This window comes from Mycolicibacterium neworleansense (assembly GCF_001245615.1).
GTDB classification, from domain to species: domain Bacteria; phylum Actinomycetota; class Actinomycetes; order Mycobacteriales; family Mycobacteriaceae; genus Mycobacterium; species Mycobacterium neworleansense.
The window spans coordinates 1,157,022-1,168,128 of the sequence record NZ_CWKH01000003.1; the positions used below are offsets into that span (position 1 = coordinate 1,157,022).

The window sequence follows — 11,107 nt, forward strand, 5'->3', positions numbered from 1 at the left end:
ATGTCCAGCGCACCACAGCAGGCAGGCAGCGAATCGTCCGGGTCGGACACCCGACCGCGTGAGGTTCTGAACGTGGCAGTCCTTGCCGAATCCGAGCTCGGCTCAGAAGCACAGCGGGAGCGCCGCAAGCGCATCCTCGATGCCACCCTGGCCATCGCGTCCAAGGGCGGCTACGAGGCCGTCCAGATGCGGGCTGTGGCCGAACGCGCCGATGTCGCCGTCGGCACGCTCTACCGCTACTTCCCCTCCAAGGTCCATCTGCTGGTGTCGGCCCTCGGCCGCGAGTTCGAGCGCATCGACGCCAAGACCGATCGGGCCGCGCTGACCGGCGGTACCCCCTACCAGCGGCTGAGTTTCATGGTCGGCAAGCTGAACCGGGCCATGCAGCGCAACCCGCTGCTCACCGAGGCCATGACGCGGGCCTTCGTCTTCGCCGACGCATCGGCTGCGGGCGAGGTAGACCACGTCGGCAAGCTGATGGACTCGATGTTCGCCCGGGCCATGAGCGACGGCGAGCCGACCGAGGACCAGTACCACATCGCTCGGGTCATCTCCGACGTGTGGCTGTCCAATCTGCTGGCCTGGCTGACGCGCCGGGCCTCGGCCACCGACGTCAGCAAGCGACTCGACCTGGCCGTGCGGCTGCTGATCGGCGCCGAGGACAAACCTAAGATCTAGCGGGTGAGCCTTCCCGCCAACCTCCAGGACGCACTGGCCCGGGCTGCACTCACACCCAGGCTGCTGATCACCTCCGATTTCGACGGCACCCTCGCCCCGATCGTCAACAACCCGGCCGACGCGCGCCCGCTTCGCGCGGGTGCCGACGCCCTTGTGGCACTGGCTCAGTGTCCGAACACCTCCACCGCCCTGATCTCCGGCCGTGCGTTAGAGGTACTGCGCGAGCTGTCCGGGATGCCCGCGGCGGTGCACATGGTCGGCAGTCACGGCGCCGAATTCGACTCCGGATTCTCCCATCCCATCGACCGCGGCCTGCTCGACCGGATAGCCGCCGAACTGAGCGCTATCGCCGCCGCCCGTCCCGGAGTGACCGTCGAACTCAAACCGGCGAGCGTGGCCCTGCACGTCCGCAACGCCGAACCCGGCGACGCCGAAGCCGCCCTGGCGCAGGCGCACGAATCCGCACAGGCATGGGATGCACAGCTGACCAAGGGCAAGGCCGTGCTCGAGTTCGCGGTGATCAGCACCGACAAGGGCGAGGCGATCGACATCCTGCGCGACGAGCACCGAGCGTCCGCGGTGATCTACTTCGGCGACGACGTCACCGACGAGAAGGCGTTTCGCCGGCTGCGCGACGGCGACATCGGCGTCAAGGTGGGCCCCGGCGAGACCTTGGCCGGCTACCGCGTCGACGACCCCGAAGATGTCGTCGCCGCCTTGGAATTCCTGCTCGCCGCGCGCCGCTGACGCCGAAATGGCATTCCAGCAGAAGAAGTGCGAGTAATCGCCTGCCGGAATGCCGTTTCGGCGAAAGGATCAGGCCGGCGGGCCCGACGTCCGGCCCCGCACCACCTCGGTGGGAAGCACATCGATCACCGGCAGCCCGTCCCGCGGCGGATTGTGCAGCAGTTCACCGGCCCGGCGTCCCTTGGCCACACTGGACTGCACCACCGTGGACAGGCCGCGCCGCAACGCCTCCGGCACCCCGTCGAAACCGGTCACCGTCATCTCCCCCGGCACGTAGATACCTCGCGAGCGCAGATAGTCCATGGCCGACAAGGCCAGCACGTCGGCAGTGCACATCAGCGCGGTGATGCGGGGATTGGCGTCCAGCGCCACCTCGGCGGCCGCCCCTCCGGATGTCGGCAGATGGTCATAGCTCTCCACCACCGTCAGCGTGGCCGGGGCCAGGCCCGCGGCCGTCATCGCGTCATACACGCCGTGAATCCGCTCGCGCTGCACGTGAAAATGCGGGGACAACACCCGATCCGGGTCTGCCAGTGCGGGTTTCGTGCCCCCATGCGGCCAGTCGCGGCCCAGCCGCATGGTCAGCAGGCCGATATCGCGATGGCCCAGCTCCAGCACGTGCTCGGCCAGCCGCCGCATCCCGCCGCGATCGTCGATGCTGATCCGCGACACCCCGGGAACGTCCTTGGGCTGATCCACCACCACGACCGGCAACTGACGCTGGCGCACCACCGGCAGATACGGATCATCGTCGGAGGCCGAATACACCACGAATCCGTCGACGCCGGCCGCGAGCACCGCCGCCGAGCCGTCCTCGAAACTGCGGTTGGGCCCGATCGCCACCAGCAGCAGCCCCTGCCCCACCGCCTCACACGATTCGGCAAGTCCGGCAACGAAATCCAGTGCGGCGGGGTCGCTGAAGGAGTAGTTGAGCGGCTCGGTGATGATCAACCCCACGGCTCCGGCCTTACGGGTCCGCAGAGAGCGCGCCACCGGATCCGGACCGGCGTAGCCCAGCCGTTTGGCCGCATCGAAGATCCGGTCGCGAAGCTCGGCGGACAACTGGTCAGGACGGTTGTAGGCGTTGGAGATCGTGGTCCGCGAAACCTTGAGTTCGGCCGCCAACGAAGCCAGAGTGGCCCGCCGTGGCGGGTGGGGACTCCGTGGCATGCTTTCTGAGGCTAGTGGATCGCCGAATTCCTCACCCGGTCAACCGTCCACACCGCCAGCCAGAATCCGCAGGCGATCGTGACGATCACGAAGCTCGGCGGCATGTTGAAGATTGCCGAGACCGTCAGCCCGGCCCACACCGACACCACGCTTATCCCGGTCGAGATGGCCATCGCGAGAATCGGCCGCGCGGTCACCATGATTGCCGTGGCGGCCGGGGTGACGACGAGGGCGAACAACAGCAGGGTGCCCACCGCCAGCACCGCCATCGTCACCGCGATCCCCAGCAGAACCATGAACAGCACCGACAAGGCGCGTACCGGCACCCCTTTGGCCTCGGCCACCTGTGCGTTGACCGACGCGAACAGCAATGGGCGAAAAACGAATACGACGGTGGCGGCCAGGACCACCAGCAGCGCGGTAAAGGTGAGCAGCTGCTGATGCGTGATGGCCAGCAGGTTGCCGAACAACACGTTTGTCAGCGTCGACGAGTTCTTGGTGGCCAACGAGTTGAAGAACAGACCGAACCCGGTGGCCAGGGCAAGCACCGTGCCGGTGGCCACCTCGCGGTCATGCGCCCGGCTGCCCAGCGCCCCGATCACCAGGGCGCCGCCGACACAGAACGCCAACAGCCCCATACCGACCGGAAGCCCGAGCAGCGCCGCACCGGTGGCGCCGGGAAGCCCGATGTGGGCCAGGGCGTGGGCGGCGAACGCGGTATTGCGCACGATGACGAAATATCCGATCAGGCCGGCGGCCAGTGCCACCAGCGTGCCGCCGATCAATGCGTTGCGCATGAACGCGGAAGTCAGGATCTGCCACCAGTTGTGCTGGTAGCCCATCGCGAAGCTGCCCTGAGCCAGCAGCGCCACCGACATCACCCACTCCTCATGTACATCTGACCCAACGGGGTGTGGGCCACCTGCACCTTGGTTCCGTACAGGTGGGTCAGCAACTCGGCGTCCACCACCTCGTCGATGGCCGCGTGGTGGGCGTGCCCGTCGAGCAGATAGATCGCACTGTCGAGAACGCTCAGCAGCGGGTTGAGGTCATGGGCGACAACGAGAATGGTGACCCCGAGGTCCCGGTTGAGCCGGGCCAGCAACTGCACGATCTCGTGCTGGTTGCGGAGGTCGAGCGCGGCCAGCGGTTCGTCGAGGATGAGCATCTTCGGATGTCCGACAAGGGCATTGGCCAGGGCGATGCGCTGCCGCTGACCTCCCGACAGTTCCGACAGCCGCATGTTGGCGAACCCGGTGGCCTCGACCCATGCCAATGCCTCGTCGACCCGGGCCCGATCGGCGGCCGAGGTGCGGGTGAACCCCCACCGCCGTCCGGTGAGGCCCAGGGTCACCGCACCGCGGGCCCGGATGGCCTCCCCCGCGCCGGCGGCGTAATCCTGCGGGACGTAGCCGATGAGGTCGTTGTGCTCACCGGGCGCGCCACCGAGGACCTGCACGGACCCGGACGCCGCGGGCAGCAGGCCCAGCATGACCTGCAGCATGGTGGACTTGCCCGATCCGTTCGAGCCGATCAGCGCGACGATGCCGCCGGTGGGAATCTCGAAGGTGCCCTCTGACCAGATCAGCCGCCCGCCGCGCACGGCACTGACGTCGTCGAAGACGAGGGCAGGCGGGTCTGCGCTGTCGGGCACTAGGCCTGGATCCCGAGCGCTTTGGCAAGCGCCGTCAATTGGTTCACCTGCCAAGCCTCGAACGAATCCGCTCCCGGCGCCACCGTTTCGGTGACATCGACAACCGGAATACCCGCACCCTCGGCAGCGGTCCGGATCTGCTTGGGCAGTGAGCCCTCGGTTTGGGTGTTGTAGATCAGCACGTCGACGCCGCGATCGGCGAGCAGGCGCAGGAACGCGTCCAGATCCGCCGGCGACGGGTCGGTCTCGTTGGACGAGGCGGCCTGATAGCCCGCCGGGGTGGCGTTGACCAGGCCGACGGCGGCGGCCATGTCGTCGAACACCGCTTCGGTGGCGGCGTAGCGCTTACCGGTGGCCTTGGTCTTGATGTCGGTGATCAGTTGCTGGTAGGGCTGCATCGAGGTGGTGAACTCGGCGCGGCGCTGCGCGAAGTAGTCGCGTGCGTCGGGAGCCAGCTGACCCAGCTCCTCGGTCACCGTGTCGGCGACGCCGGTCACCGCGGTGGGGTTGTACCAGGCGTGCGGGTTGTTGGAGTGGTCGTGGGCATGGCCGTCCCCCTCGCCGTGGTCATGATCGTGATCGTCATCGCCGGTCCCTATGGCCGAGACGACGACGGCGTTGGGCGCGGTGCTCTGAGCCAGCTTGGCTGCCCACTCGTCGTAGTGTCCGCCGTTGATCACCACCAGCTGCGCGCCCTGGAACTTGGCCGCGTCCGCGGGTGAGGGCTCGAAGTCGTGCGGATCGACCGACGAGCCGGCCAGCACCGTGGTCACCTTCGCGCAGTCACCGCCCAGTGCGGACACGATGTCGCCCCACTGGTCGACGCTGACGACGACGTTGACCGGTGTGGTCACGCAGTTCCCGGCGGACTCGGCCGGTTGGGTCTCATCGGAGCCGCAGGCGGCGAGGGCGAATGGGGTGGCCAGCAGCAACGCGGTGGCTGCGGCGCGGAGATTCAGGGGCGGGAGCACGGCGATAACGATAACCGTTTGCATTAGCGGATGCACGCCCGGATGATGATTTATTGAAAATCATTTTCATTAAGGAGTGCGATGTCCGACCTGCTGCCCGTCACCGTCCTGTCCGGCTTCCTCGGAGCCGGCAAGACCACGCTTCTCAACCACATCCTGGCCAACCGCGACGGCAGACGCGTCGCGGTGATCGTCAACGACATGAGCGAGGTCAACATCGACGCCGCACTCATCGCCGGGCAGGGACACCTCGACCGAACCGAGGAGAAACTGGTCGAGCTGACCAACGGCTGCATCTGCTGCACACTGCGCGAGGACCTGGTGGAGGCCGTGGGCGCACTGGCGCGACAGAACCGGTTCGACCACCTGGTCATCGAGTCGACCGGCATCTCCGAGCCCATGCCGGTCGCCGCGACGTTCGAGTGGGAGTTCGAGGACGGGTTCCAGCTCGGCCGGCTGGCGAAACTGGACACGCTGGTGACGGTGGTCGACGCGTCCACCTTCCTGAGCGAGGTCATTCGCGGTGAAGGCCTGGCCGACCGGGATCTGGCCGCCGGCCAGGGCGATGCCCGCAGCATCGCCGACCTGCTCACCGATCAGGTGGAGTTCGCCGACGTCATCCTGCTCAACAAGACCGACCTGGTGAGCCCGGCGACCCTCGACACCGTCCAAACACTGCTGCGCAGGCTCAATCCGACCGCCAAGCTGATCCGGACCGATCACGGCGTCGTCGATCTCGGAGAGGTGCTGGGCACCGGGTTGTTCGATCCGGAGGCCGCCGCCCAGACCCCGGGCTGGGACGAGGAGATCGCCGATGGGCACACACCCGAGACCGAGGAGTACGGCATCAGCTCGATGACCTTCCGCTCCGACCGGCCGTTTCACCCCCAGCGCCTCGGCGATGCGCTCGGTCAGGTGACAAGGGTGTTGCGCAGCAAGGGATTCTGCTGGATCGCCAGCCGCCCGACGATCGCCGCCATCTGGTCACAGGCCGGCCCGAACCTGACGATCGAGCCGGCACAGTATTGGTCGGGCACCGAGATCACCCCGGGTCAGGAGATCGTGTTCATCGGAATCAAGCTCGAACGGGACAAGATCCAGCGACTGCTCGAAGAGGCCGTGCTGACCGACGCCGAAATCGCCGAAGGCGAGCAGGCCTGGACGGGCTACCCCGATCCGCTACCTTCCTGGAACCTCACCCACGCGCACTGAGGGGCTTGCGGCCCCACACGGTGTACATCGTCGGTGCCTGATAGACGAACGCCGGGTCTTCCATGGCCCGGCGGGCATCGGCCAATTCGGATTCGCTGATCGCTGCGCCGGCGAGCATCATGTCGTCGAGTTGCGCGAAGCTCTGCACGAGAAACCCCGATTTCACGCTTCCGCCCCGCTCCACGGTCGAGCCGACGTCGCTGTCCGTGGCCTCCAGCCCCAACCGGTCGATGTCGGCCGGTAGCCGCGCACCGTAGTGCAGGTCCATCACGTTCGCGCCGATCAGGAACTCGTGACGCGCACGCAGATAGGCGTGAAAGCCGGCCGTCGCCGGATGGTCGGGGGTGAGCGACTGCGCGGTGCCGTAGTCGGGCTCCTCGACCACCAGCCATCCTCCTGGCCGGAGGGCGGCCGCCATGCGGCGGAGCACCTCGAGCGGGTCGCGCATGTGCACCATCAGTACCCGGCAATGCACGAGGTCGTATGCGGCAGATTCGATCTCGTCGCACGTGACATCGCAGCGCCGGACCTCGATTCCCAGCGCGGGCAGGTCGTCGAGGAATCTGGGATCCAGGTCGGCGGCGACGACGTGGCCGGTGGGGCCGACGCGCGCACCGAGCCAGCGCGCGATCGATCCCTCACCCGCACCGGCTTCGAAACACCGCCAACCCGGGCCGACTCCGATGGTGCCGAACGTGCGGATGGTCCGCGGATCGCCGATCGATTCGAGCAAGCGCAGCCGCTCGCGCTCCTGCGCCAACTCGTAATCGGCCGCGAAGTACCGCCCGCCCTCATCGGAATCGGCCGCCATGATTGACATTCTCGATGCCCGACCGGGCCGGCTCAAGAACTAGTGCTCGTGGCCCACCGTGCCGCTGAGCTCGTTCGGTGCCTGATCAAGCGTCACCGACGCGCCTTTCTCGCCGGATTCGACATCGACGGCGTGAATCTGCCTGGTGGCCGGGTCGGCGACGAATACGTCATGGCCGCGGGCGAATACGCTCGGCCGGGGCTGCTGCCAGTCCTCGGGTTCGGTCCACGGCTCGACTACCGCGATCGTCTTGACGGTGCGCCCAGATGCCGGATCGATGACATGGAGGTTGCCGTCGGTGCCCAGGATGAGGCCTTCGGCATGCGGGCCGCGGGCCAGCGACCGGAACGAGTAGCTGACCGACTGCGGCAACGACACCAGACGCAACTGGTCGGTCGCGGTGTCGACGAGGGCGAACCGGTTGGGCCGCTCCAGCTCGGCATCGGGATCGACCTTGTAGTCGCCCAGCGCCACCGGTGAATCCTGGTGTCCGCGAACCGTACCCACCCGGCCGTATTCGTCCGGGGCGGCGATCTTGGTGAACGCACCGTCGGCGAAGGTCAACACACCGTTCTCACAGCCGAATACGACGGTGGAGGTTTCCGCGACCGTTTCTCCGTGAATGCCGGGGCAGTCAGCGCTACGGGCGATCTCCCGGTCTGAGGCGTCGAACGCGACCGCACCGCTGCGCTCGTCGGAATTGCCTTCGCTGCGCACCCAGCTTCCGTCATCGAGAACCACGGCGACGCCGTGATGCGGCTGCGGCGCCTTCATGCCTCTCATCCGCGGTACGGAGTCGGTCAGCTCGTGGGGATCGAGCACGGTGATCTCGCCGGATCCGTCGGCGAACAGCACGGTGTGTTCACCATGGGCGACGACGTGCCCCGGCTCGTCGGCCATGAAAGTGGTGTCGGTCAGCTGCCCTGCCGATGCGTCGAGGAGCCGAAAACCCTGGTCGGTGGACACCAGCACATGTGCATCGTCACCGGCGGGGTTGACCCGCAGGAATCCCTCCAGCGGAACGTCGGCCTTGACCTGCAAGCTGTTGCCGTCCAACACATACAACCCACCGTCATAGGTGACCACCAGCGGATCGGGTATCGGCTCCCGCGCCGCCGGCTGGGTTTCTCCACCTCCACAACCGGTCAGCGCCGCCGCGAGCGCACCGACCAGCATGACGACCTTCGTGGAATTCGGCATTCGTTCTCCTTGCTTGTTGTGGAATCACCAGCCCGCGGCTGCCAGAAAATCCGGGACGACGTTCGTGCGGTGCGTGCGCACCACCCGTAAGCCGTTCGCATAGTCGATTTCGTGTACCGCCCTGGCCGCTGGGTCGTTGACGTAGGCGCGTCCGGCGCCGACCTCGATCACCGGCGTGCCGACCGGAGCGGCGAGCAGTTCGAGGCGGCCGACGCTCACGCCTGCCGCCATGTCGAGCGCGTGCAGCGCGCCGTCGCGGGTCACGGCCAGCACGGTGGTGGCGTCGGCGGTGTTCACCGCGACCACACCGGGAAGCCGCATCGACGTCCAGCGGCGGCCGTTGAGCAGCCATACCTCGTCCCCGGCCACCGCGGTCACGGAGTTTCCCGTCCGGCGGTAACCGAAGGGCCCCAACGGTATTGACGGCCGAGACACTCCGAACGGAATGCCGTCGGCCACCAGGGCCCCGCCGCGCCGGGAGATCCGCAGCGCGCCGTCGCGGCACCCGAGCACCACCGCCCGGCGCAATACCGCCGCGCCGGTAACCTCCGGGCAGTGCCCGAGGACCGTGGCCTGGCCGGCGCCGTGCCTGACCAGTCCCGGCCCGGTCACGGTCAGCACGTCATTGCCGAATGCGACCGCAGCCCTTGCATTGTCGGCCCCCGCCACGGCCGCCCCCGACACGTCTTCGCGCGGGAAGGCGTCCCGGTCCAGTGATTCGACGGAGCCGTCGCCGCGAAGCACGACGGTCGACGCACCGGCGCCGTGCACCGCGGCGACCCGGCCGTCGATGCGGCCCACGACTGCGGGCGACACCTCGTAGTAATGCGAGTGATCACCGTGGTCATACGTCCACGCCCCGCCGTCGAGGATCGTCAGACCGGCCTCCTCGTGCAGGTAGGCATACCGGCCGTCGCCACTGACGGCATTGACGAGACCGACCTGCCCCAGGCCGGTCTCGGCAGCGTCCGCGACATCGAGCACCGCGGCCGCACCCGTCTCACGCTCCACCAGCACCAGGCGCGTCACCGGCCGCTCGGCCTCACGAGGGGTCGCCGACCGCTCGGCATCGGGGGCCGCCGAGCACCCGGCCGACAGCACAGCCACCAGCGCTATCGCCCGGCCCCAGTTCAGCACCCCACACTCTTATCATTAATGAAATTCATTTTCAATAAACCGGGTGTCCGGCCGGCTCGACGGCCCGCCTAAGCTCCAAGCGTGTCCGAGCACGCCTTCAGCCCCGACGAGCGCAGCGCCGTCTACCGGGCCATCGCCGAACGCCGGGATATGCGCAGGTTCGTCCCCGGCAGCTCCGTGCCGCCCGAGGTGCTCGGTCGGCTGCTGCAGGCCGCCCACGCGGCGCCGAGCGTCGGCCTGATGCAGCCGTGGCGCTTCATCCGCATCACCGACAATGCGCTGCGCGGCAAGATCCACGCCCTCGTCGACGAGGAACGCATCCATACCGCCGACGCCCTCGGCGCCCGCGGCGACGAGTTCCTGGCACTGAAGGTGGAAGGCATCCTCGACTGCGCCGAGCTGTTCGTCGTCGCCCTCGGCGAGAACCGCGACCGGCACATCTTCGGCCGCCGGACCCTGCCCCAGATGGACCTGGCCTCGGTGTCCTGCGCGATCCAGAACATGTGGCTGGCCGCACGGGCCGAAGGGCTCGGCATGGGCTGGGTGTCGATCTTCGAGCCGGCGCCACTGGGCGAGCTGATGGGCATGCCCGCCGACGCCGAGCCGGTGGCCATCCTGTGCCTGGGCCCGGTACCCGAGTTCCCGGACCGGCCGGTACTGGAGATCGAGCACTGGACAACCGGGCGCCCGCTGCCCGAATTCGTGGCCGAGAACGGCTGGCCGACCGACGCATCGTCTTAGGCTGAACGGGTGGCTGCCTCCGTCGATCTCAATGCCGACCTCGGGGAGAGCTTCGGCGCGTGGAAACTCGGCGACGACGAGGCCATGCTGGACCTGGTCACCAGCGCCAACGTGGCCTGCGGATTTCACGCCGGAGACCCGGCGCTGCTGCTGCGTACCTGCCGCGAGGCCGCGGCCCGCGGGGTGCGCATCGGCGCCCAGGTGAGCTATCGCGACCTCGCCGGATTCGGTAGGCGCTTCATCGACGTGACGCCCGAAGACCTGACCGCCGACGTGATCTACCAGATCGGCGCGCTGCAGGGCATCGCCCGCGCCGCGGGGACGACGGTGACCTACGTGAAACCCCATGGTGCGCTGTACAACACGATCGTCGGACACCGGGAGCAGGCGGCCGCGGTGGCCGCCGCGGTGGCCGCCGTGGACGTCGCCCTGCCGGTGCTCGGGCTGTCCGGCTCGGCGTTCTTCGAGGAAGCCGGAGTGCGCGGGCTGCGCACCGTGTCCGAAGCCTTCGCCGACCGCGCCTACCGGCCCGACGGCACCCTGGTGTCCCGACGCGAGCCCGGCGCCGTGCTGCACGACGCGGCCGAGATCGCCGAGCGGGTGGTGGGCATGGTCACCGCCGGACAGGTCACCGCCGCCGACGGCTCCGTCATCCCCGTGGCCGTGGAATCGGTTTGCGTACACGGTGATTCACCCGGAGCGGTACAGATCGCCACGGCAGTACGTGAGCGCCTGTCCGCCGAAGGGCTGATGCTGAGCGCATTCACCTGACAGATTCGCCTGGCA

General features: G+C 68.1%; 12 protein-coding genes. 5 read left to right on the plus strand and 7 right to left on the minus strand.

Annotated features, from left to right (window positions below; genetic code table 11):
- Together kstR and otsB are read left to right on the plus strand one after the other, a co-directional pair.
- Entirely contained in the window at positions 1-678 is a 678-nt protein-coding gene (gene kstR / locus BN2156_RS30020; RefSeq protein WP_090518467.1) for a cholesterol catabolism transcriptional regulator KstR, read from the plus strand.
- Positions 679-681: 3 nt separating this feature from the next.
- Entirely contained in the window at positions 682-1,425 is a 744-nt protein-coding gene (gene otsB / locus BN2156_RS30025) for a trehalose-phosphatase (protein ID WP_090518468.1), read from the plus strand.
- 69 nt (positions 1,426-1,494) lie between these two features.
- On the opposite strand, the gene BN2156_RS30030 is transcribed toward otsB, so the two are convergent.
- Genes BN2156_RS30030 through BN2156_RS30045 form a run of 4 tightly spaced genes read right to left on the minus strand, consistent with a single transcriptional unit; the run spans position 1,495 to position 5,244 of the window.
- Positions 1,495-2,595 carry an Rv3575c family transcriptional regulator gene (locus tag BN2156_RS30030; RefSeq protein ID WP_090518469.1) on the minus strand — a complete coding sequence of 367 codons (1,101 nt, stop codon included), beginning with the start codon at positions 2,593-2,595 and terminating at the stop codon, positions 1,495-1,497.
- A gap of 11 nt (positions 2,596-2,606) precedes the next feature.
- The gene (locus BN2156_RS30035) at positions 2,607-3,473 is read right to left on the minus strand and encodes a metal ABC transporter permease (protein WP_090518470.1); all 867 of its coding nucleotides are present in this window, start codon (positions 3,471-3,473) and stop codon (positions 2,607-2,609) included.
- The gene (locus BN2156_RS30040; RefSeq protein WP_090518471.1) at positions 3,473-4,249 is read right to left on the minus strand and encodes a metal ABC transporter ATP-binding protein; all 777 of its coding nucleotides are present in this window, start codon (positions 4,247-4,249) and stop codon (positions 3,473-3,475) included. The genes BN2156_RS30035 and BN2156_RS30040 overlap by 1 nt, the downstream gene beginning before the upstream one ends.
- Positions 4,249-5,244 (minus strand): metal ABC transporter solute-binding protein, Zn/Mn family, encoded by a 996-nt coding sequence (locus BN2156_RS30045; protein ID WP_090518472.1) that lies wholly within the window; start codon positions 5,242-5,244, stop codon positions 4,249-4,251. Before BN2156_RS30045 ends, BN2156_RS30040 begins: the two co-directional genes overlap by 1 nt.
- Before the next feature lie 57 nt (positions 5,245-5,301).
- Here BN2156_RS30045 and BN2156_RS30050 point away from each other — a divergent pair, with 57 nt between their 5' ends.
- Complete coding sequence (locus tag BN2156_RS30050) at positions 5,302-6,432, plus strand: GTP-binding protein (protein ID WP_090518473.1); 1,131 nt, start codon at positions 5,302-5,304, stop codon at positions 6,430-6,432.
- Here the strand turns inward: BN2156_RS30050 and BN2156_RS30055 are convergent.
- The 3 genes from BN2156_RS30055 to BN2156_RS30065 are packed head-to-tail and all read right to left on the minus strand — an operon-like array spanning position 6,416 to position 9,580.
- Positions 6,416-7,243: a methyltransferase domain-containing protein gene (locus BN2156_RS30055; RefSeq protein WP_159402875.1), complete on the minus strand. Its 828-nt coding sequence runs from the start codon at positions 7,241-7,243 to the stop codon at positions 6,416-6,418. The two genes, BN2156_RS30050 and BN2156_RS30055, sit on opposite strands and share 17 nt — an antisense overlap.
- A 39-nt stretch (positions 7,244-7,282) precedes the next feature.
- Positions 7,283-8,443 (minus strand): zinc metallochaperone AztD, encoded by a 1,161-nt coding sequence (gene aztD / locus BN2156_RS30060; protein ID WP_090518475.1) that lies wholly within the window; start codon positions 8,441-8,443, stop codon positions 7,283-7,285.
- Between the two features lie 24 nt (positions 8,444-8,467).
- Positions 8,468-9,580 (minus strand): hypothetical protein, encoded by a 1,113-nt coding sequence (locus BN2156_RS30065; protein ID WP_090518476.1) that lies wholly within the window; start codon positions 9,578-9,580, stop codon positions 8,468-8,470.
- A gap of 81 nt (positions 9,581-9,661) precedes the next feature.
- Between BN2156_RS30065 and bluB the strand changes: the two genes are divergently transcribed.
- Together bluB and BN2156_RS30075 are read left to right on the plus strand one after the other, a co-directional pair.
- Positions 9,662-10,321 (plus strand): 5,6-dimethylbenzimidazole synthase, encoded by a 660-nt coding sequence (gene bluB / locus BN2156_RS30070; protein ID WP_090518477.1) that lies wholly within the window; start codon positions 9,662-9,664, stop codon positions 10,319-10,321.
- 9 nt (positions 10,322-10,330) lie between these two features.
- Entirely contained in the window at positions 10,331-11,092 is a 762-nt protein-coding gene (locus BN2156_RS30075; protein ID WP_090518478.1) for a LamB/YcsF family protein, read from the plus strand.
- Positions 11,093-11,107 lie beyond the last annotated feature (15 nt).